Origin of the sequence: Salinicola socius, from assembly GCF_001937195.1 — a bacterium.
In the GTDB taxonomy this organism is placed as follows: Bacteria; Pseudomonadota; Gammaproteobacteria; order Pseudomonadales; family Halomonadaceae; genus Salinicola; species Salinicola socius.
On record NZ_MSDO01000005.1, the window covers coordinates 145,489 to 165,475 of the forward strand.

At 63.7% G+C, this 19,987-nt stretch carries 21 protein-coding genes; 9 read left to right on the forward strand and 12 right to left on the reverse strand.

Annotation, left to right across the window (positions count from 1 at the left end):
• Positions 1 to 49 precede the first annotated feature (49 nt).
• A complete protein-coding gene (locus tag BTW07_RS06005; protein WP_075569256.1) occupies positions 50 to 814 on the forward strand; it encodes an SDR family NAD(P)-dependent oxidoreductase in 765 nt (254 codons plus the stop codon).
• A 57-nt stretch (positions 815 to 871) separates the two neighbouring features.
• Here BTW07_RS06005 and BTW07_RS06010 read toward each other — a convergent pair whose 3' ends face one another.
• From BTW07_RS06010 to osmF, 4 genes are read right to left on the reverse strand one after another with little or no spacing between them, the layout of a single operon-like run.
• Positions 872 to 1,639, reverse strand: a complete 768-nt coding sequence (locus BTW07_RS06010) for an ABC transporter permease (RefSeq protein WP_083941571.1) — start codon at positions 1,637 to 1,639, stop codon at positions 872 to 874.
• Positions 1,636 to 2,700, reverse strand: coding sequence for an ABC transporter ATP-binding protein (locus tag BTW07_RS06015; protein WP_075569257.1), 1,065 nt, complete (start codon positions 2,698 to 2,700; stop codon positions 1,636 to 1,638). Before BTW07_RS06015 ends, BTW07_RS06010 begins: the two co-directional genes overlap by 4 nt.
• Before the next feature lie 34 nt (positions 2,701 to 2,734).
• The gene (locus BTW07_RS06020) at positions 2,735 to 3,922 is read right to left on the reverse strand and encodes an ABC transporter permease (protein ID WP_075569258.1); all 1,188 of its coding nucleotides are present in this window, start codon (positions 3,920 to 3,922) and stop codon (positions 2,735 to 2,737) included.
• Positions 3,923 to 3,930: 8 nt separating this feature from the next.
• The gene (osmF, locus tag BTW07_RS06025; RefSeq protein WP_075569259.1) at positions 3,931 to 4,875 is read right to left on the reverse strand and encodes a glycine betaine ABC transporter substrate-binding protein OsmF; all 945 of its coding nucleotides are present in this window, start codon (positions 4,873 to 4,875) and stop codon (positions 3,931 to 3,933) included.
• A 253-nt stretch (positions 4,876 to 5,128) separates the two neighbouring features.
• On the opposite strand from osmF, the gene BTW07_RS06030 reads away from it, so the two are divergent.
• From BTW07_RS06030 to BTW07_RS06040, 3 genes are all read left to right on the forward strand, one after another.
• A complete protein-coding gene (locus tag BTW07_RS06030; protein WP_075569260.1) occupies positions 5,129 to 5,446 on the forward strand; it encodes an I78 family peptidase inhibitor in 318 nt (105 codons plus the stop codon).
• Positions 5,447 to 5,690: 244 nt separating this feature from the next.
• Entirely contained in the window at positions 5,691 to 6,746 is a 1,056-nt protein-coding gene (locus BTW07_RS06035) for a hypothetical protein (protein WP_075569261.1), read from the forward strand.
• A 36-nt stretch (positions 6,747 to 6,782) separates the two neighbouring features.
• Complete coding sequence (locus BTW07_RS06040; protein ID WP_157958521.1) at positions 6,783 to 7,337, forward strand: cytochrome b; 555 nt, start codon at positions 6,783 to 6,785, stop codon at positions 7,335 to 7,337.
• A gap of 48 nt (positions 7,338 to 7,385) precedes the next feature.
• Here BTW07_RS06040 and BTW07_RS06045 read toward each other — a convergent pair whose 3' ends face one another.
• The 7 genes from BTW07_RS06045 to BTW07_RS06075 all read right to left on the reverse strand — a co-directional run bounded on the left by BTW07_RS06045 (position 7,386) and on the right by BTW07_RS06075 (position 14,951).
• Complete coding sequence (locus BTW07_RS06045; protein ID WP_075569262.1) at positions 7,386 to 8,453, reverse strand: ion transporter; 1,068 nt, start codon at positions 8,451 to 8,453, stop codon at positions 7,386 to 7,388.
• A 59-nt stretch (positions 8,454 to 8,512) separates the two neighbouring features.
• Positions 8,513 to 8,992: an acyl-CoA thioesterase gene (locus tag BTW07_RS06050; RefSeq protein ID WP_232823690.1), complete on the reverse strand. Its 480-nt coding sequence runs from the start codon at positions 8,990 to 8,992 to the stop codon at positions 8,513 to 8,515.
• 338 nt (positions 8,993 to 9,330) lie between these two features.
• Complete coding sequence (locus tag BTW07_RS06055; RefSeq protein WP_075569264.1) at positions 9,331 to 10,644, reverse strand: short-chain fatty acid transporter; 1,314 nt, start codon at positions 10,642 to 10,644, stop codon at positions 9,331 to 9,333.
• A 104-nt stretch (positions 10,645 to 10,748) separates the two neighbouring features.
• On the reverse strand, positions 10,749 to 12,047 hold the full coding sequence (locus BTW07_RS06060) for an MATE family efflux transporter (RefSeq protein ID WP_075569311.1): 1,299 nt from the start codon (positions 12,045 to 12,047) through the stop codon (positions 10,749 to 10,751).
• Between the two features lie 244 nt (positions 12,048 to 12,291).
• The gene (locus BTW07_RS06065; protein ID WP_075569265.1) at positions 12,292 to 12,540 is read right to left on the reverse strand and encodes a YfhL family 4Fe-4S dicluster ferredoxin; all 249 of its coding nucleotides are present in this window, start codon (positions 12,538 to 12,540) and stop codon (positions 12,292 to 12,294) included.
• 1 nt (position 12,541) lies between these two features.
• A complete protein-coding gene (coaD, locus tag BTW07_RS06070) occupies positions 12,542 to 13,051 on the reverse strand; it encodes a pantetheine-phosphate adenylyltransferase (protein ID WP_075569266.1) in 510 nt (169 codons plus the stop codon).
• A gap of 22 nt (positions 13,052 to 13,073) precedes the next feature.
• Positions 13,074 to 14,951, reverse strand: coding sequence for a beta-ketoacyl synthase (locus tag BTW07_RS06075; protein ID WP_075569312.1), 1,878 nt, complete (start codon positions 14,949 to 14,951; stop codon positions 13,074 to 13,076).
• A gap of 505 nt (positions 14,952 to 15,456) precedes the next feature.
• Here BTW07_RS06075 and trmB point away from each other — a divergent pair.
• From trmB to BTW07_RS06105, 5 genes are all read left to right on the forward strand, one after another.
• Positions 15,457 to 16,176, forward strand: coding sequence for a tRNA (guanine(46)-N(7))-methyltransferase TrmB (gene trmB, locus BTW07_RS06080; RefSeq protein WP_075569267.1), 720 nt, complete (start codon positions 15,457 to 15,459; stop codon positions 16,174 to 16,176).
• Positions 16,173 to 16,502, forward strand: a complete 330-nt coding sequence (locus tag BTW07_RS06085) for a DMT family transporter (RefSeq protein ID WP_075569268.1) — start codon at positions 16,173 to 16,175, stop codon at positions 16,500 to 16,502. Before trmB ends, BTW07_RS06085 begins: the two co-directional genes overlap by 4 nt.
• Positions 16,503 to 16,642: 140 nt before the next feature.
• Entirely contained in the window at positions 16,643 to 18,091 is a 1,449-nt protein-coding gene (gene dacB, locus BTW07_RS06090) for a D-alanyl-D-alanine carboxypeptidase/D-alanyl-D-alanine endopeptidase (protein ID WP_075569269.1), read from the forward strand.
• 280 nt (positions 18,092 to 18,371) lie between these two features.
• Complete coding sequence (locus tag BTW07_RS20020) at positions 18,372 to 18,866, forward strand: META domain-containing protein (protein WP_083941577.1); 495 nt, start codon at positions 18,372 to 18,374, stop codon at positions 18,864 to 18,866.
• Positions 18,867 to 18,907: 41 nt separating this feature from the next.
• Positions 18,908 to 19,432 carry a GNAT family N-acetyltransferase gene (locus BTW07_RS06105; protein WP_075569271.1) on the forward strand — a complete coding sequence of 175 codons (525 nt, stop codon included), beginning with the start codon at positions 18,908 to 18,910 and terminating at the stop codon, positions 19,430 to 19,432.
• Here the strand turns inward: BTW07_RS06105 and BTW07_RS06110 are convergent, their stop codons facing one another.
• Positions 19,433 to 19,864 (reverse strand): hypothetical protein, encoded by a 432-nt coding sequence (locus BTW07_RS06110; RefSeq protein WP_075569272.1) that lies wholly within the window; start codon positions 19,862 to 19,864, stop codon positions 19,433 to 19,435.
• Positions 19,865 to 19,987: the final 123 nt, after the last annotated feature.

Consider the following 19,987-nt stretch of genomic DNA (forward strand, 5'->3'; position numbering starts at 1 on the left):
AATGCCGGTATCGATGAATGTTTCGATCACCGGGGAGAGGAAGCAAGACATGCCAGACGAGCCATTGAAGGGACGAGTCGCCGTGGTCACCGGCGGCGGTGTAGGCATCGGCTACGCTATCGCCAGGGCGCTGGCGGCCGCCGGCGCACGGGTGGTGATTACCTATCGCTCTCATCAACCCGATTCACACACGCTGGCAGCGTTGACCGCCAGCGGCGGTGAAACGGCGTTGGCCCGATCGCTGGACGTTACCGACGAAGCTGCGGTCGAGAGCTTCGCGCGCTGGCTGAAAGAAGAGGTCGGCGGTATCGATATCCTGATCAACAATGCCGGTGGCCTGATTCAGCGTTCGACCATCGAGGAGATGCCGTTCTCGCTGTGGCGCCAGGTTCAGGCGCTCAACGTCGACTCGGTCTTTCTTGTCACCCATCATCTGCTGCCGCTATTCCGCGAAAACAGCGGGCGCATCGTCACGGTCTCCTCGCTGGCCGGGCGCAATGGCGGCCATCCCGGTGCCACGGCCTACGCCACCGCCAAGGCGGCGCTGTTCGGCTTCACCCGCGGGTTGGCGAAGGAAGTGGCGGGGCGGGGGATTACGGTCAACGCGCTGGCGCCGGGTTTCATCGAAGCGACACCGTTCCATGCGACCTTTACCACCGATGAATCGAAACGCGCCACCATCGACACGATCCCCGCCGGACGCGCCGGCCTGCCCGAAGACGTTGCCTCGGCAGCGCTGTGGCTCGCCAGCGACGGCGCCGCTTTCGTCTCCGGTACCATCGTCGATATCAACGGCGGCCAGTACTTTGGTTAAGGGCTCTGGCCGATCGGTTAAGGGCTCTGGCTGATCGGTTAAGGGCTCTGGCTGAGATCAACCCCCGAACGAATATCGCCGCTCCAGTCGCTCGAACAGCAGGTCGGTGACGATCGCCAGCAAACCGACCAGCAGCGCGCCCTGGATCACGTAGGCCAGGTTGTTGCCGACCAGGCCGGCGATCAGCGGCGTGCCCAGGCTCTTGGCGCCGACGGTGGAGCCGATGGTGGCGGTGCCGATGTTGATGATCACCGAGACCCGGATCCCGGCGATGATCACCCGCATTGCCAGGGGCAGTTCGACTCGACGCAGAATCTGCCAGCGGCTCATGCCGTTGCCGCGGGCGGCTTCGAGGGTGGTTTGCGGCACCGTACCCAGGCCGGCGATGGTGTTCTGGATGACCGGCAGCAGGCCGTAGAGCGACAGCGCGATGATGGTCGGGGCGAAGCCGAAGCCGGCCAGCGGCACGGCGATGGCGAGTACCGCGGCGGGCGGAAAGGTCTGGCCGATCGCGGCCAGCGACGACACCATCGGTTCGAACTCGCGCCCGACCGGACGGGTCACGAACAGCCCGGCGGCGATGCCGATCGTGACCGAGATCAGCGACGACACCAGCACCAGGCCGATGTGGGCGAGCATCAGGTTGAGGAAGCTGTCGCGCGAGTAGAGCGGGGTACCGAGATCGGGAAACAGCGCCCGGAACAGCGGCTCAAGCTGGCCCATGCCCAGCGTCAGCCCGATCAGCAGTAGCACCAGCACGCCCAGAACGCCGTTGCCGGCCGAGGCAGCGCGAAGCCGCCCGACGCCGAGAGTCGACCCCTTCATGAGGCGTGCACCCGCTGTTCGGCCTGGATGCCCATGACGCCCTGCATGCCGATTTCGCCGATCAGCTTGCCCGCCTCATCGATCACCGGCAGCACCATCACGCGATACCACACCATGCGCGAAAGCGCCTCCTTCAGGCTCATGTCGGGCGTGGCCGTCCACTCAGACTTGACCGGAGTCACGCCACCGTCGTCCAGCCTGGCGCCTTCGAGGGCGACGGGCCGGCCGGCGTCGTCGAGCTGCCAGCAATGATCGAGGCCGGGCAGCGTGGCATGGTGCGCGAGACTCGGGGGCCGCTGATACTGATGCACCCAGCGGCGCGAGAGCAGCTTGAGACCGAGATCCGCCTGGCCGATGAACTCGCGCACGAAATCATCCGCCGGCGTCACCATCATTTCGATCGGTCGGTCGTACTGTACCAGCCGGCCGCCATTGAGTAGCGCGATGCGGGTCGCCAGCTGCAGCGCCTCGTCCATGTCGTGGGTGACGAACACGATGGTCTTGCCGGTCTGTTGATGAACGCGCTTCATCTCGGCCTGCAGCACTTCGCGGGTGATCGGATCGACCGCGCCGAAGGGCTCGTCCATCAGCAGCACTTCGGGATCGGCGGCCAGCGCGCGGGCCACGCCGACGCGCTGGGCCTGGCCGCCGGAGAGCTGGTGCGGGTACTTGTGGCGAAATTCGCTCGGGTCGAGATGGAACATGGCCATCAGCTCGTCGACCCGATCGTCGATCCGCGACTTCGGCCATTTCAACAGTTGCGGCACGGTGGCGATGTTCTGGGCCACGCTCCAGTGGGGGAACAGTCCGGTCGACTGGATGGCATAGCCGATCCGTCTTCTGAGCTGCTCGGTCGGTAGCGTATTGACGTCGTCGCCGTTGAGAATGATACGGCCACCGCTCAGTGGTATCAGGCGATTGATCATTTTCAGGGTGGTCGACTTGCCACAGCCGGAGGGCCCGATCAATACGCCGAACTCGCCGGTCTCCAGTGTCAGCGACACATCGTCGACGACGTGCTTGCCCGCGTAGGTCTTGGTCAACCCTTGCAATTCAATCATGAGGATCGTTCCTGATCGGATCCTGAAACGGGGGTCAGCGAGTGCCGGCCGGGCGACTCAAACTGACCAGAATCTGCAGCGCGAAGTCGGCGATTACCGCCAGCACGATGGTCGGAATGGCGCCCAGCAGGACCAGATCGATGGCGTACTGGCCCAGCCCCTGAAAAATGAAGGCGCCGAAGCCACCGGCACCGATCAGCGCCGCGACCACGACCAGGCCGATCGCCTGAACGGTGACGATGCGCAGTCCCGAGAGAATCACCGGCAGCGCCAGCGGGATTTCCACCTGCCACAGAATCTGGCGTGGGGTCATGCCCATCCCGCGGGCCGCCTCCAGTGCGCCGCTGGAGACGCCGGCAAGGCCCGAGTAGGTGTTGCGCACGATCGGCAGCAGCGAATAGAGCACCAGCGCGATGATCGCCGGTGCCACCCCGATACCGCTGACGCCGAGATCACCCAGCCAGGGAACGGCGCGGCCAAGCGCGGAAAGCGGCGCGATGAGCAGGCCGAACACGGCGATCGAGGGTAGCGTCTGGAAAACGTTGAGAACGCTGAACAGGCCGTTGCGCAGCCGGGCGCGGCGATTCGCCATCAGTCCCAACGGCAGGCCGACCAGCAGCGCCGGCACCAGAGCGCCCCCCACCAGCAGTAGATGACGGATGAGCTGATCGACGAAGTTATCCCGCTGGTTGGCGAATTCGCGCATGATCGACAGCGGTGCCAGCAGGTCGCCGCAAAAGCACGCAGCGATCACGGCCAGCGCCGCCATGCCGTACAGGGCGCGTCCGGCCATGCCGAGACGCAGTCGCTGTAACGCATCGATGGCGATCAGCACGCAGACGAACAGCAGGATCCAGAAGGTCGCGCCTTGCGACACCCGGGCGGCCGGCGAGGCATCGACCAGCGCGCGGTGGGCGTAGCCCCCCAGTGCCTGGAAATCGAGCGCCAGCAGCGGCAGGGTGGCGATCAGCGAAAGCCAAAGGGCAGTGCGCACGCTCAAAGGCCTGGCCAGCGCCGCGAGCAGCAGGGCCAGCCCGATCAGGGCGAAAGCGGCGAGCTGCCAGCTCGCCGACGCCTCCCACAGCATCACCGACTGACCCGAGGCCAGCCGGTTGGGAGAGAGACTCGCGAAGGGCAGCAGCCCGACACTGGCGACGGCGGCAACCAGCAGCGTCATCAGTACCCGGTTGCCGACCCATTGCCGGCTTCGTGTCGACGCCATCAGCGAAATCAGTCCAGCAGACCCTGTTCGACGAGATAGTCATGCGCGACCTGGTCCGCCGGTAGCCCGTCGACCTGAATCTTGCCGTTCAATCGCTGCAACGTTTCCCGGTCTAGCGATTCGAACACCGGCTTCAGCAGTTCCTCGATTTGAGGATAAGCGTCGAGCACCGACTGACGCACCACCGGGGCGGGCTCGTAGACCATCTGCACGCCCTGGGGATCGTCCATCACCTTGAGACTGGCGGCGGCAATCGCGCCATCGGTGCCGTAGACCATCGCCGCGTTGGTACCGCTGGTGCCTTCGGCGGCAGCGCGAATGGTGGCAGCCGTGTTGCCGCCGGAGAGAACCAGTAGCTGGTCTTCGCTGAGCGTGAAGTCATAGGCGCGCTGGAAGCTCGGCAGAGCGGCGTCGCTCTCGACGAATTCCGCCGAGGCGGCCAGCTTGATCTCGCCACCGTCGCCGACCCACTGACCGAAGTCGGCCATGGTGGAAAGGTCGTTGTCATCGGCCACGTCCTGGCGCAGGGCGATGGCCCAGGTGTTGTTGGCGGGCGCCGGCGTCAGCCATGCCAACTGGTGTGCTTTGCTGTCGGCGGCCTTGATCTTGTCGTATCCCGCCTGCTCGTCTTTCCACGCCGGATCGTCGGTGGTATCGGTGAAGAATGCGCCGTTGCCGGTGTATTCGGGGTAGAGATCGATGTCGCCGGCCACCAGCGCCTGGCGCACGATATTGGTCGGGCCTAGCTGCAGACGGCTGTCGACCGGCAGATCGGCGTTCTCCAGCACGTCGACGATCATGTTGCCGAGCAGGGAGCCTTCGGTATCGATCTTGGATGCAACGCGAATCGGTTGCTGATCGTCCTGCGCCAGGGCTTGGCTCAAGCCGACGCTGGCGATGATCGCGGCGGCGGCGACGGAGGTGATGAGACGAGTGGAGAGCGACGGGCGCATGGCGGCGTTCCTTTGCGATCGGTGAGCGTGAAGGCTCGTGTGAGGAGCCTGAAGACTCGATGATTATCGGTCGTCCGTCCGGGACGGCTGTTGTCGACGGCCGGGGGACGAACCTGTCCAGGCCAAGGCTTGAGTCTAGCGGTAGTGCGCCCGGTCGACCAGCCGATGCCGAGCCGCCCGCTAGCTGCTAGGATTGAGCGATCCGAAGTCCATTCGATCAGGAATAGGACACCAAGACAGAAAGGAGTAGGACATGAAGATTACCGGCGCGGCGTTGATCGTGAGCGGCTTTCTACTGGCCGGTTGCAGTACCGCCCCCAAGCCCGACGAGGCGCCCCGGCCCCCTGACGTCAAGCCGGTTCCCGCGGACGCCTGCGGCGCGCAGACCGTAGGCAGTCTGGTCGGCACGATGCTGGACGACGATGTGCGGGCACGAATCGCGGATCGTTCGCGCGCCGCCGACATTCGAGTGATCGAACCCGGCCAAGCCTACACGATGGATTATCGCTCGGAGCGGCTCAACATCAAGGTCGATGATCAGCGCAAGATCACGGACATTTCCTGCGGCTGAACGAGGGGAGGCAGGCTGGGACATGCGAAGAGGGCCGGCTGACCACCGGCTCTTTCTGTTTGAGTTTCATCTGTTCGAGTTTCATCTGTCTCAGGTCTATCTGTCTCAGGTCTATCCGTTTGAGCCTCATCTGTTTCAATAGCGTCTGTTTCAATACCGTCTGTTTCAATGCCACGCCATCGCGGCAGCCGGCAGGCCCCATCGGCCTGCAGAGCGCCCGCAAGAGTCGATCAGGAGTTTCCCCATGCTACGCACCGAGGTCATCACCGAGGGCACGCTTAACTGCTTCCCGCCCGGGCTGAAGTACGACAATGGTTCGCTGGTCAACGTCGAGGTGTCGGCAGTGGTCTTCGACGGATCGCGTCTGATCCTGGCCAGCGACAAGCCGATCCCTGGCGAGCAGCGTTCCGCGGCGTTCGCCTTCGATCTGGTCGATGGCCTGCCCGATCCGGAGAGCCTCGAGTACCTGACGGCTGAGACCATCCGGCGGGCGGTCAAATACGAGGACTTCGCCCTGACCGTGGACGGTCGCTACATCCTGGCGACCACCGGCTTCGACCGTATCGACGACGAGAGTCATGCGCTCAACGCCTACAATCACCTGCTGATCTGGCCGGTGGGCGAGCCGGACCGCGTGCAGGTCGTGGATCCCGACCCCCGCGACGGCGTGGAGGGGTCACTGGAGCTGCGTCGCAAGCTCGATGACGCCATTGGGTTGCCCTATTACAAGATCGAAGGACTGGCGGCGGTTCCGGCGCGTCCCGATCTGGACCGCGAGAGCGACGGCCTGCTGCTGTTCGGGGTACGCGAGCAGGGTCGGAGCTATGATGATTTCGACTATGTGGCGCGAGTGGTGGGCGTTCACTATCGCATGACGGCCGACGGTAACCTCGAGTTCGTCGATGAACTCTGCGAGCGCTATCGCTTCGAGCCCTCCGAATATGCCGGTGTCCGTCACATCTGCGGCCTGTCGAGTCTCGAATACGACCCCCACAACGATCGTCTCTATCTGATGGCCAGTTTCGAGGTCGAGGATGCGCATGGCGAGCAGACCGGTGGCTATCTGTGGTCGATGCCGCTGGCCGAACTGATCGAGGGCGGCAGTCCGTCGATCGTCGAAGACGTCCACGGCGAGGTGCTGGAGTTCGAGCACAAGGCCGAGGGCCTGGCCGTGCTCGATAACGCGCGGTTGTTCGTGGCTTACGACAATGACCGTGACATGACCTTGGGTCGGATCGACGAGCGCGACGAACGGGAAGCCTGCGAAGCGCCCTACACCGTGCTGCGGATCCTCGGCTGACGCCGTCGCGTCCACGCCGTTCAGAGAGAGAAAATGATGCTGAAGGATTCCCCGCGACGTTATGGGTCGGTCACGCGAGCGCTGCACTGGCTGATCGCCTTGCTGGTCATCGCACAGCTGGCCAGCGTGTTTCTCGGTTTTATCTGGAAGAACAACGTCTTCAGCCAGTTGATTCTGCCCTGGCACACGACGATCGGGGTCAGTGTCCTGACCGTGATGGCGATACGCACGCTGTGGGCACTGTCGCAGCTGTCGCGGCGGCCCGCCCATGAAGGGAAGCTGCAGCGCCTGGCCATTGCCGGGCACGTCGCCATGTATGCCCTGCTGATATTGATGCCGCTGTCAGGTGCGCTGATGACCTGGGGAATGGGTTACGGCGTCCACGTATTCGGCACCGCCTGGTTCGAGGGCGCGGATGCGCCCTGGGCCGCTGGCTTCGGCAAGCTTCACGGCACCTTTGCCTGGCTACTGACGTTCATGATCGTCGGTCACGTCTGCATGGCGATGTTCCACCACTTCCGACTGAGGGATGGCACGTTGCACCGGATGCTCGGTCGCAGAGGCGACGACCGAGACACCCGGTCGGGCTGATCTGTCTCGAGCGGACCGTTCTGTATCGGTCACACCGTTCTGTCTCGATCAGACCGATGCATCGCGGCCGGGGCGATGATCATTGACGGTCTGCGGTGCGCTGAATTCGCTCTTCCAGCGCTTGACCGCGACCTGCTCCTTGAGCAGTTCCAGCATGTCGATCAGCACCTGCTGGGTGACTCGATCCGCCTTGTCGTCGACGTGCAGCCAGGCGTCGATGCCGCTGCCCACGAGGTCGGTCAACATCGAATGGAAATGCGGTGAGCGCAGGCCGTCGATCGCCTCGTGGACGACACGACTGGCGATATCGCTGAGACTGCGCTCGATACTCTCGGCTACGGCATCGCCCATGGGCAGCCGGCGCAGACGGCGTAGCTCGTCGTTCTCCTCCACCGTTCTGGCGACCAGGGCGGCGACGTAACGATGAACCTGCTGATGATTTTCGGCATAGCCCTTGTTGATCGTGCGCTCCAGGCGGGCTGCGATCTCCTCGACCAGCGCCGCCTTGCGCGGCTGGATCACCTCGGTCGAAATACGCTGGGCCAGATGCTCGCTGTCGCGGATTTCGTTTTGCATGTCGCCAAGCAGATTGAGCGCGACGCGATCGGAAATCTCTTCCATCAGCACGCCGTAGTAAGTGCGATAGAAGCGGTAGAGACGCCAGCCGGTGACATCGATCACGCCCAGGCGCTGTAGACGTATCAGCAGCGAGACGACGCGCAGGATACGTAGCAGGCGGAACCCGGCCAGCGGAATGCAGCCGAGCACGTCATACCAGTGCACGAACGGATAGAAAAACCAGCGGGCGTAGCGTCGTTGGGCGATGGCGATTATCCATCCCAGCAGCACGTCGAGAATGAAGATGGCGACGAAACAGAGATCGATCTCGAAGAAATTGGCCCGGATGTTCTCGGCGTAGGCATCGTGAAGACCCGGCGCTACGGCATCGAAAGCAGCGTTGAGCGGCGGGATCAGATACAGGCTGTCGAACAGCAGCAGCATCAGGTTGATCGCCACCAATACGACGACGGCGAGATCCCAGATCAGCAGCAGCCGCTCGCCGAACGGGCTGAGCCGTCTTGTGGCACGAGGTTGACGAGGGTCGGTTTCAGACATCGAACGTCCTTGTCCGTATAAGCGGCTTGATTGGCGAGTACCTTGCGAGGGGGACGGTTTCAATGACCGGCCGGATAGGCCTTGAGATGAGCGGCCACGGCGCTGCGCTCCTCCTCGGCTTCCTGCTTGCGCAACTTCTTGCGCAACGCCGCCTTTTCGAAGCGCAGCTTCTGCAGCGGGGTCTTCAGATCCAGCGCCGGTACGGGAACCGGATTGCCTTCACTGTCGACGGCGACCATGGTCAGGTAGCAACTGTTGGTGTGGCGTATTACCCGCTCCTGGATCGATTCGGCCAGCACCTTGATGCCGACCTCCATCGACGAGCGACCGACGTGATTGATCATCGCCAGGAAAGTGACCAGCTCGCCGACATGGATCGGCTGCTTGAACAGCACCTGATCGACGGACAGCGTTACCACGTAGCTCCCGGCGTAGCGGCTGGCACAGGCGTAGGCGACTTCGTCGAGCTTCTTGAGAATGGCCCCGCCATGCACCTTGCCGCTGAAGTTGGCCATGTCGGGGGTCATGAGTACGGTCATCGACAGCTCGTGCTGTCGAGGCAGGTCATCTGGCGTCACGGTGTCCTCGGAATGGATGCAAGACGTTATTGTGCGCCAGATGTAACACGTTTCACCACGACTGCCCATCGATCGGCTCATCGATCAGCCCCCGGGCGGCGTCCGCCAGGCCACGGGAGGACGTTATCGTACCGAAGCTAGTGTGGCGTCTCGCAAGTAACGCGAAGAAATATCGGGTGCATGGCGTTGCCAGGCAAGGCGCGAGGAGGCGTCATAGTGGGGTCTATGGCAACGACGAGCAACGCCGCATGGCGGCGCCAGGGACCGATATTATTGGATGGTATTTGTGAGACACCACACTAGAACAGGGTCAGCCCCAGCCCGATCACCACGCCCGTCACCACCAGCTGGATCAGACAGAAGCCCATGATGTCCTTGGCGTTGAGGCCGGCGATGGCGAGCACCGGCAGCGCCCAGAACGGTTGCAGCAGATTGGTCCAGGCATCGCCCCAGGCAACGCCCATGGCGACGCGCGCGACATCGGCACCGAGCGCTTCGGCGGCCGGCAGCATGACCGGGGCCTGCACCGCCCACTGGCCGCCGCCGGAAGGGATGAACAGATTGACCACGCCGGCACTGATGAATGACCAGAACGGCAGGGTATCGGCGTTGGCGATGGCGACGAACACCTCGGAGAGCGACTGCGCCAGACCGGACTGCATCATGATGCCCATGATCCCGGCGTAGAACGGGAACTGGATGACGATGCCGGCCCCGCCCCGGATCGCCTCGTTGAGGCTCGCGAGCAGACTGCGCGGCGTGCGGTGGAGGACGATGGCGAGCGACAGGAACAGGAAATTGACGCTGTTGAGGTTGAGCCCACCGCCGGCGAACACGAAGTAGTGCACCAGATAGAGCAGCCCCGGGATACCCACCAGCATCGACAGCAGCGTACTGTTCTCGAGCCGGTCCGCCGGACGCGTGACGGCGTTCGGATCCAGGCTCGCGGGCTCGGCGAGCTGCTCGCGACTGACGAAGACGCTCTCGTCTTCCGGCGGCAGCATCCAGCGGTTGACCAGCGGCATGATGATGAACAGCGCAACGAGGATGATCAGGTTGTAGCCGGCGAAGATCGTCTGAGAGGTGGGAATGATTCCGATCTGATCCTCGCTGAAATGGCCCGGCGTGGCGATGGTCAACGGAATCGAACCGGCCAGACCGCCGTGCCAGACTACGAAGCCGGAATAGGCACTGGCGATCAGCAGGCGATAGTCCACCCGCACCTGGCGGGCCAGCGCCTTGGCGAACAGTGCTCCGACGACCAGACCGAAGCCCCAGTTGATCCAGCTGGCGGCGAGCGAAACCAGCGTCACCAGAATGATCGCGCGAGCAGGCGTTCTGGCGGTGGCGGCGAGCCTGTCCAGCATCCGCTTGATCGGCGGCGAGCTGGCGAGCATGAAGCCGGTGACCAGTACCAGCAGCATCTGCATCGAGAACGACAGCAGACCCCAGAAGCCGTCGCCCCAGTACTGCATCACCGCCAGCGGGGAGCGCTGTTCGAACAGCATCGCGGCCAACGCGGCGATGAGTGTCAGCAACAGCACGAAGATATAGGGGTCGGGCAGATAGCGCTCGACCAGCTTGACCGCCGGACGGGAGACGCGCTGCAGCATGGTGGAGACTCGTGTCAGGGAGAGATTAGCGGCAGGCTACCCCATCCATCGCGACCCCATCAGTCAACCTTGGTCGAGTATCGCCATCCGATTGACGCGCCGAATCAACGAGCCGCGGCCGAAGACCACTTGCTGCGGCGATACCGGAGGTAGTACGCGCCCAACGAGGCCGAGCGCACCAGCGTGAAAAACAGGAACGAGAACCACAAGCCATGGTTATCGTAGCTCTGGGTCAGCCACCACATCGGCAGATAGCAGGCGATTGCCAGCCAGATGGTGTCGCGCATGGCGCGGCTTTCGGTCGCGCCGATGAAGACGCCGTCGAGCAGGTAGCTCCAGACCGCCAATGCCGGCATCGCGATCATCCACGGCAGATAGTCGGCGGCGGTGGCGCGGACTTCCGGCAGATCGGTGAGCAGCGAGATCAGACCGTCGCCGGCGACCGCGAACAGCAGCATCGAAACGCCGGCCACCAGCAGCGACAGCTTGCCGGCGGCACGCACGGCGTCGCCGAAGTCGTCCCAGTCGCGTCGGCCGACGGAACGTCCGGTGAGGGCCTCGGCGGCGTTGGCGAAGCCGTCCAGGGCAAAGGAGGTGAGCATGATGAACTGCAGCAACACCGCATTGGCGGCGAGCACGGTATCGCCAAAGTTGGCACCCTGGGCGATGAAGAACGCCTGGGCGAACAGCAGCCCCAACGTCCGCACGAACAGGTGCTGATTGACACGGATCAGCGCCGAATAGCGCTCCCACACCCACAGCGCCTCGCGTGACAGCGACCCGCCCAGCTCGCGGCAGTGGACGGCGACCCGCCACAGGCCGAAGGCCAGCGCGCTGTAGTCGGCAATCAGCGATGCCCAGGCCACGCCATCGCTGGACAGGCCGAAGCCAACCACGAACAGCAGGTCGAGCACGATATTGACGCCGTTGGTGAGCAGCAAAATCGCCAGTGTGATCCGAGTCTTCTGCTGCCCGATGAACCAGCCCAGAATGGCGTAGTTGGCGAGGACGGCCGGCGCCGAGAAGATCCGGATATGCGCGTAGCTGGCGGCGAGCGACATCGCCGCTTCGCTGCCATCGAGCAGCCACAGGCCGATATCGATCAGCGGTTTTGACAACACGATCAGCGCCAGTCCGATCACTGCCGCCATGACCAGCGACTGGGCCAGCAGCAGTCTCACGCCGCTGTCGTCCTCACGTCCAACGGCCTGGGAGGTCAGCCCGGTGGTACCCATGCGCAGGAAGCCGAAGCCCCAGTAGAGAAAGCTGAACAGCGTCGCGCCCAGCGTCACCGCGGCCAGGTAGCGCGAATCCGGCAGGTGGCCGACGACGGCCGTATCCACCAGGCCGAGCAGTGGCACGGTGATATTGGAGAGAATGATCGGCCAGGCCAGCTTCCAGATATGCCCGGTGGTGTAGCGCCTGGTGTGGTTTCCGGGTTCAGGCGAAAACGTGTCGGTGCGGCCCACGGCGCTATTTGCCTCTCATCATTCTGTTTGGCGCATTCATCTGTTCAGGCGCTAGACCGTCAGATATCAGATAGATGAATGGGCGGTTATCGCCACTGCGCGAGGAAGCTGTACGGCATAAGGACGAGCGCCGCCGGAGAAGGTGGGGATCCAATGTCTTGACATCCCAGGTGAAATATCAAGCCGCCGTGATGATCCTGTACTTCTCCATCAACTGATCCTTGCTCTCTTCGCGCTCCGGGTCGAGCGGTATACAGTCCACCGGACACACCTGCTGGCACTGCGGCTCGTCGAAGTGGCCGACGCATTCGGTGCAGCGGCTTGGGTCGATGACGTAGATCTCTTCGCCGGGCGAAATCGCATCGTTGGGACATTCCGGCTCGCAGACATCGCAGTTGATGCATTCATCGGTAATCATCAGAGCCATATCAATGTCCTCCTGACGGACGGTCGCCGTCTGCCGCGAATCGCCGCCGCAGGGCCTCGGCCACGCATGGCGATACATGTTGGGAAACGTCCCCGCCGAGGCGCGCGATCTCGCGCACGATCGTCGAGGAGATATAGGAGTTCTCGATCTCCGGCGTCAGAAACAGGGTCTCGACGTCCGGCGCCTGGGCGCGATTCATGTTGGCCAGCTGCATCTCGTACTCGAAGTCCGATACCGCCCGCAGCCCGCGCAGAATGATGCGTGCCCGCTGCTGGACCAGCAGCTCGGTGAGCAAGCCACTGAAGCCGATCACCTCGACGTTGGTCCATTCGGCAACGACCTCTCGGGCCAGTGCCTCGCGCTCCTCGAGCGACAGCGTCGGCTGCTTGCGAGGGCTCTGTGCGACGGCGATCACGACCTTGTCGAAGATCCGCGCGGCCCGGTGAATCAGATCGCGATGACCATTGGTGATCGGATCGAAGGTACCGGGGTAGACGACGATATTGTGCATTCAAAGCACTCCGTGCTCGAATTCAGTCCAGTGTACCGAAAGGATTGTCGACCTTCAGTGACACCGGGTTGGCGTAACCGGGGATGCGGATCGAATCGCGGCCGACTTCCAGCTCCGGCCCTTCCAGAACGCCCTCGCCGAAGCGATAGATGACCTCGAACCGGCCGGCATCGGCGGCAGCTTCATAGCGTGCCGCCGCGGCGAGCGTCTGTTCGCGACGATGGCGCCAGTCGTCGAGCGCACGCTGGCCGTGGCGCTTGGCCAGCAGACGCTCGGTCACCTGCGGCGACAGCAGCAGTCCGGTGGCGTTGTTGCCGCCAAAGCCCTTGGCATTGATGAAGCTGCAGTCGGTCTCGAGCGCAAGCGGTTGCTGGAAGAAGCGCAGCCGCTCGGCATGTACATCGTCGGCGACCGCATCGAGTGTCGGAATGCCCGGCACCCAGCCGTGAGCAAAGGTGCCCAGGGCGCTGGCGATCTGATCGCCGGCGGCGCTGCCTTGGGAGTGGCCGATGAACGCCTTGATCGCGGCGACCGGCCAGTTCTCGATGCCGTTGGCCCGAGCGACCTGATCGAAGATATGCGACTCGGTCGTGCGGTTCTTCGGCGTGCTGGTGCCATGGGCATGAAGATAGCTGCGATGACGTACGCTCTGCTCGCCGAGAATCGAGGTGGCCAGCGCGACGGACTTGCCCAGCGTCAGGTAGTTGCCGATGCCGGGGGCGGAGATCGAGCGCTTCCAGCCATCGGCGTTGACGTTGACCTCCGGCACGGCGCCGAGAATCTGCGCGCCGGTCTCGAGCACCAGCGAGTCATCCATCAGCAGGATGAACTGCGAGGCTTCGGCGATGGTGAAACCGCAGTTGCGCGCGAACGGGCGGCAGGCGCGCTGATAGTCCTCATCGGTCAGCAGCTCGAGGGCATCCAGCGCCATCAGGCTCTGATCGTCGGCCAGTGCGCTCATGGCGCGGAAGCCTTCGATGATCTCCGGCGTCACCGGCGCGTCGCTGGTACCGACCATGACCACGCGCCGGCGACCCTGGCGGATGTCGTCGATGCCCAGACGCAGGTTGTAGAGGAAGGTGGCACAGGCGCCCTGGATCGCCCCCGTTCCTCCGACGCTTCCCAGCACATAGGCGTTGAGGAAGTCCGCCGGCATCTGGCCATAGCCCAGCGGCATCTGCTTGGAGGTCGTGCGCTGGCCGGTGACGAAGCTCTTGAGCATGCCGCCCCAGCCTGCGTCGTCGAGCTGGCCGATGGAGTTGCCGGCATAGACGGCGATAGCGTCGGGATCCACTCGATCGCGCAGTGACTCCCAGTCGAGTCCGCTCTGACCGAGACAGTCGCTGACCCCGAAGATCGCCATCGACAGGCCGCGGGGGTGATGAACGCTCCGATAGAAGGTATCGGGCGCGAAACCTTGCGGCAGTCGACCGGCAGCACGCACCAGGGCCTGGCGCCGTTCGGGCAGCAGCGCATCGAGCGTGCCGGCGGGAACGTTGACCTCGACCGTCTGCTTGTCGAGCTCGCGAACTTCCCAGCCCCCGGGCAGGGGCTGTGGCAGCTGGCGTCGAGAGGTGGTGAAGCGCAGCGGTTCGCCGAGCGTCATCCGAACTTCGCGGTTGCCGGGAATACCGGCTTCCTGGAAGGCGTCGTCCTCGATGCGCCGGATCAGCGTGTGCTTGAGAATATGCTCGCGGTAGCGGCTGGCGACCGCCTGCTCGCTCAGTGTTTCGCCATCGGCGCTTTGCCACTGGCCGCTCTCGTCCGAGGTGACCAGTTGCATCATGGCTGCCAGTGCGACGAGTGTCTGAGTCTGTTCGGCCGATGGCAGAGCGTCGAAAATCGTACGGCGGTAGGCTTGGTGCCCGGAGGTTCTACCCGCGGCGTTGACGCCGCCCATGCCGACGATGACCGGTAAATGTGACAAGCCACGTCCCTCGTGAATATTGGGGGCAATCGGTAAACGATTGGCATGGGGATGACGAAACGGCGATGAAAGGGCATTCCCGGCCGAGGCTGGCGCTATCGGCGGCGGAGCCATTGGAAAACAGCCCTGAACCAGTGAAAAACCGTCATCGTGCAAGCCATCGAAGGCCGTATTGCCAGGATTGGCTGAATGTGGGCAGGGATGATACACCTGCGCGCGTGCGCCGTCATGCCGCGCCAATGGATAGGTTGGTGCCCGATTCCTTTGCGCTCCTTCTGCGTCTACCGCTGCAATGGCTGCGACGAGGCCGGCCGGGTCGCTGCGGGAATATCGTGGCAGTGGCCGCGAGAACGACGGCACCGTCGCTGTTAGAATGGGCGACTGTCTAGAATGCGCGACTGTCTAGAGTGCGCGACTGTCATCAGCCCGTAAACGGTATTCATCATTTAGTGGTATTCATCATTCAACGGGACTTGTCATGCAAGCGTCTTCGCGCGCCATCATCTCCAGTCAGCAGGGGCCGCATCAGGATCTGGTCCGCCGCGTTCAGCGTGCCCGCGACAGCGAGTGGCAGCGCCCACCCGCCGAGCACACGCGTGATGCCTTCGACGGGGCGGCCCGCTGGCTGGCGGCTCAGGATCGGCCGCTGATTCTGGATGCCGGCTGTGGAGTCGGCCTTTCCACGCGTCGACTGGCCGAGCACCATCCGGACCATGCCGTGATCGGGGTGGATCGTAGCGAGCAGCGGCTGTCCCGTGATCACGGCGCGCTGCCGGACAACGCGCTGCTGGTACGCGCCGATCTGGTCGACTTCTGGCGTCTGGCGAGAGACGCCGACTGGCGACCGGCGCGGCATTATCTGCTCTATCCCAATCCTTACCCCAAGAGCACGCAGCTCAAGAAGCGCTGGCAGGGTCATCCGGTCTTCCCGGCGATACTCGCCCTCGGTGGTACGCTCGAATTGCGCTCCAACTGGGAGATCTACGTGCAGGAGTTCGCGCTGGGGGTGAAAACGCTCTGTGGCGTCGATGGCGAGATCGCGCCCTTCGTACCGGGGGGGGCATCCACGACGCCGCGCGAGCAGACTTTTCTGACGCCGTTCGAACAGAAGTACTTCGAGAGTGGCCAGGCGCTGTGGTGCTATCGTGTCGAGCTCCCAGCCATCGTTACCAGCCGATTCAGGATGCCGATCTCATGAGCTATCTTCTGCTCGCCCTGGCGATCATCGCCGAAGTGGTGGCGACCAGTTCGCTGAAGGCCTCCGCCGGCTTTTCACGGCTGTTGCCGAGCATCATCGTGGTGGCGGGATACGGTTTCTCGTTCTATGCGCTGTCGCTGGTGCTCAAATCGCTGCCCATCGGCATCACCTACGCGATCTGGGCGGGTCTCGGTATCGTGCTGGTGACGCTGATCGGGATCGTGGTCTATGGCGAGAGACCGGATCTGCCCGCCTATCTGGGAATGGCGCTGATCATCGCCGGCGTCGCCGTCATCCAGATCTTCTCTCGACTCTCGTCGCACTGACGTCCGGTAGCGCTGTCATCTTTTCGCGCTTTTGTCTTCTGGTACTTTAACATGGCACCAGCCATCGCTTCCGGGGGCCGTTAGTTGGTACGCTCTGGATCAGATAGGCCCCCATTTTTCTTTGGAGCGAGCACCCCATTATGCGGCGATGGCTAGGTCGGAGTTCTCTGTTTGTCGGTGCGTTATCCCTTTCCGTTGTCTCCATCGCTGTGCAAGCGGCCGGGTTCGACCATGTCGGCCGGCTGGCCGACAAAGGTTTCGTGGTCAGCGCCCAGGCGCAACTGCTCGATAGCGGCGAAGTGCTGGGTGCCATCAATCCGGCCCAGGCATTGTCGCCAGCTTCGGTCACCAAGCTTTACACCGCTGCCGCCTCGCTGGATCGATGGGGCCCGCAGCATCGCTTTACCACGCGTTTCGTGTCCACCGGTTCGCTCGATGCCAACGGCGTGCTGCACGGCGATCTGGTGCTCGAAGGCGGCGGAGATCCCGCGCTGACTTCGGAAGAACTCTGGCGCCTGATCCAGAAGCTGCGGGAGCTCGGCGTTTCCAGCGTCGACGGCCAACTGGTTGTCAGCCAGTGGCGCTTCGGGCCGGTGGCCTGTGCCACCACCGATCGCTGCCAGACGCAGACGGAAGGCACCAACGCCTACGCCTCGCTACTCTCTTCCGCCGCGATCAACTACGGCAGCTGGTGCGCTACGGTGATGCCGGGCGTGGTCGGTCAGCCGGCACGCATTACCAGTTGCGACACGGTGGCGCCGACCATTCGCATCGAGAACGACGTGACCACGGTGGCGGCAGGGGGTTCGGCCAGTCTCGATGCCAAGCGGATCACCGATAGTCAGGGCGATACGCTGCGCGTCAGCGGTCAGATCCCCGCCGGCAGCTATCCGCGTCCGGTCTACAAGGCGAGCTCGGACCCTGCCGATCAGACTGGCCAGACGCTGCTGTCGTTGCTGCGTCAGGCTGGCATTCCGATCAGCGGTGGCTACGCGATCAGTCGTCAGGCGCCGCCGCCTTCTGCGCAGTCGCTGGCGGCGGTGGAGGGCAAGCCGCTGCAGGAGCTGCTGCTGCGCACGCTCAACTACTCCAACAATTTCATGGCCGATACGCTGGCGCTGGATCTGACCGCCGGCACCCAGCAGAATCTGCCGGATGCCGGCCGGGCGCTGGAGCGCTTCGCCGCCGGTCTGCCAGGGCATGGCGCGGTCACGCTGCGCAGCGGCAGTGGCCTGACCCCGGAAAACCGCGTTTCCGCGCAAAGCGTCAATGCGCTGCTCGGTGCCATGTATGGACGCGCATCGCTGTTTCCCACTTTCGTGGCGGGCATGCAGGTTCCCACCAACGGGCCGATGCACTTCATCCGGCGCGGTAGCCAGACGTTCCAGGATCACGTGATGCTCAAGACGGGTACGCTCAACGAGCCGGTGACCGTGCGGGCCATTGCTGGTTATTTTCGAACCGAGAGTGGTCGCTGGGGCAGTTTTGCGGTACTCGTCAACGGCACCGGGTCGACGCCGTACCTCTCCTGGCGGGAGACGCTGCCGATGATTTCGGACGATCTGACCGCGATGATCGAACGCCACTAGGCGCTGTCTGAAAAGTCGACGAGCGACGGCAAGACCGGGGCGCGTAGCCAAGGCAAGAATCGATGAAGACGGACCGGGCTGGCGTACCCGTTTACGCGGTGTCAATGAGCATCTTGACCGGGCTGGCGCACCAGCCGATTTTTAACGCCGTATGGGCGAGCGCAGGCAGTTTTCAGACAGTGCCTAGCGCATCCATCGACGCCCGTCGGGCAATCCGCATTGCCGGCGTGATTGCCCGCCGAGAGGCGCTTTTCATCCGCTTACACAAGAGGACGCCACCGTGCTGACACGTTTTTCTCTGCTGACCGTCGCTGCCGCTCTGGCCGCCGGCGTGGCCGTTTCCGGCTGTACCACGAATCCTGGCGCCAGCGATGCCAATACCGTTCCCGACACTCGGGCCGACAGCGACACTCGGGCCGCCAGCGAGGCGCTGGTCGGTACCTACTGGAAGTTGATGACGCTCGACGGCAAACCGGTAACCGTCGCGGACAATATGCGTGAAGCGCATCTGGTTCTCGACGCCCAGGGGCGTGTGACTGGTTCGACCGGCTGCAATCGACTGATGGGCAGTTATACCCTGCAGGACGATACGCTGACCTTCTCCCAGCTTGCCTCGACTCGCATGGCGTGCCCGGGTGAGGTGGCGGCGCTCGAACAGGCTTGGCTGGCGACGCTGTCGGAGACGGCGCACTATTCGATCGAGGGTCAGTCTCTGGTTCTCGAAGATGCCGGCGATCACGCGCTGGCCGAACTCAAGGCCAATGCGCTCTATTGAACTGCACGGCGAACACCGACCCGACGACGAGAATCGAACCCTTGACCCTGATCGAATGCGAGTTCGACCGCCACGGTGATGCCGTGCTGGCGATCTTCAACGATGCCATTCTCAACACGACAGCGCTCTACGAATATCAGCCGCGGACCGCGGCGTTCGTCGAGGGCTGGTTTCAGGCCAAACGCGATGGCGATTTGCCGGTCATCGGCATGCTCGACGACGCCAGCGGCCGATTGATGGGCTTCGCCAGCTACGGCCCGTTCCGTCCCCACGCCGCCTATCGCTACAGCGTCGAGCACTCGGTCTACGTGGATCGGGATTTCCGCCAGCGCGGCGTCGCCCGCCGGCTGATGAAGGCGCTGATCGAGCGCGCCGAGGCCCAGCAGTATCACACCCTGATCGGCGGCATCGACGCCTCCAATGCAGCGAGTATCGCGCTGCATCAACAGCTGGGCTTCCGCCATGCGGGAACCGTTAGTCAGGCCGCCTACAAGTTCGATCGTTGGCTCGATCTGGCGTTCTATCAGCGGGTGTTGTCGACGCCGGCAGAGCCTCTCGGGGGCTGATCAGGGCGTATCGCCACTCGGCGCCGAGGGGGGCTGGTCGCTCTCTTTGGACTCGGCATCGTCACTGATGGCGTCTGTCGGGGTACTGGGTAGGGCATCGGAGCCGATTGCCAGCTTGTCGGCGTCGGCAATGAAGACCTCCTGACTGCTGCGCAGGAACAGGCAGAGTTCCTGCCCGGCCTGACCGTTCATCTGTTTCTGTGGATAGTGACCCTGGATCAGCAGTGCCGTCATCCCCGCCTCATCGTCGAACAGCACGGGGTCGCCCGCCGGCGCGGCGTCCGGAAACTGGCTGGCCTGCTGGCACTGTTCGATGACCGCACGGTCGTGCTCTTGCCATGCGGCATCGCTGGAGGCACTGGCGGAACCGGCCAGCGTCAGTAGCGCCGCGGCCAGGAAAAGAGGATTGGGCTTCAATTCAGAACGACGCATCGGGAGCGTTCCCTGTTCCGGTGTGTGAAGTGCCGATGAGCATGGCACGCCTGTCAGCCTGGCGGATTCATCATCGGACGTGAATCTTTTCATGGGCCGCCGAGGCCCGTCATTGGAGTATAG

Coding starts and splice junctions, on each gene's coding strand:
- BTW07_RS06085 (WP_075569268.1), top strand. CDS start 16,173: ATGAGCTATCTTCTGCTCGCCCTGGCGATCATCGCCGAAGTGGTGGCG.
- trmB (WP_075569267.1), top strand. CDS start 15,457: ATGCAAGCGTCTTCGCGCGCCATCATCTCCAGTCAGCAGGGGCCGCAT.
- BTW07_RS06110 (WP_075569272.1), bottom strand. CDS start 19,864: ATGCGTCGTTCTGAATTGAAGCCCAATCCTCTTTTCCTGGCCGCGGCG.
- BTW07_RS06015 (WP_075569257.1), bottom strand. CDS start 2,700: ATGATTGAATTGCAAGGGTTGACCAAGACCTACGCGGGCAAGCACGTC.
- BTW07_RS06040 (WP_157958521.1), top strand. CDS start 6,783: ATGCTGAAGGATTCCCCGCGACGTTATGGGTCGGTCACGCGAGCGCTG.
- BTW07_RS06065 (WP_075569265.1), bottom strand. CDS start 12,540: ATGGCTCTGATGATTACCGATGAATGCATCAACTGCGATGTCTGCGAG.
- BTW07_RS06020 (WP_075569258.1), bottom strand. CDS start 3,922: ATGGCGTCGACACGAAGCCGGCAATGGGTCGGCAACCGGGTACTGATG.
- BTW07_RS06050 (WP_232823690.1), bottom strand. CDS start 8,992: ATGACCGTACTCATGACCCCCGACATGGCCAACTTCAGCGGCAAGGTG.
- BTW07_RS06005 (WP_075569256.1), top strand. CDS start 50: ATGCCAGACGAGCCATTGAAGGGACGAGTCGCCGTGGTCACCGGCGGC.
- BTW07_RS06045 (WP_075569262.1), bottom strand. CDS start 8,453: ATGTCTGAAACCGACCCTCGTCAACCTCGTGCCACAAGACGGCTCAGC.
- coaD (WP_075569266.1), bottom strand. CDS start 13,051: ATGCACAATATCGTCGTCTACCCCGGTACCTTCGATCCGATCACCAAT.
- BTW07_RS06035 (WP_075569261.1), top strand. CDS start 5,691: ATGCTACGCACCGAGGTCATCACCGAGGGCACGCTTAACTGCTTCCCG.
- BTW07_RS06030 (WP_075569260.1), top strand. CDS start 5,129: ATGAAGATTACCGGCGCGGCGTTGATCGTGAGCGGCTTTCTACTGGCC.
- dacB (WP_075569269.1), top strand. CDS start 16,643: ATGCGGCGATGGCTAGGTCGGAGTTCTCTGTTTGTCGGTGCGTTATCC.
- osmF (WP_075569259.1), bottom strand. CDS start 4,875: ATGCGCCCGTCGCTCTCCACTCGTCTCATCACCTCCGTCGCCGCCGCC.
- BTW07_RS06055 (WP_075569264.1), bottom strand. CDS start 10,644: ATGCTGCAGCGCGTCTCCCGTCCGGCGGTCAAGCTGGTCGAGCGCTAT.
- BTW07_RS06075 (WP_075569312.1), bottom strand. CDS start 14,951: ATGGGCGGCGTCAACGCCGCGGGTAGAACCTCCGGGCACCAAGCCTAC.
- BTW07_RS06010 (WP_083941571.1), bottom strand. CDS start 1,639: ATGAAGGGGTCGACTCTCGGCGTCGGGCGGCTTCGCGCTGCCTCGGCC.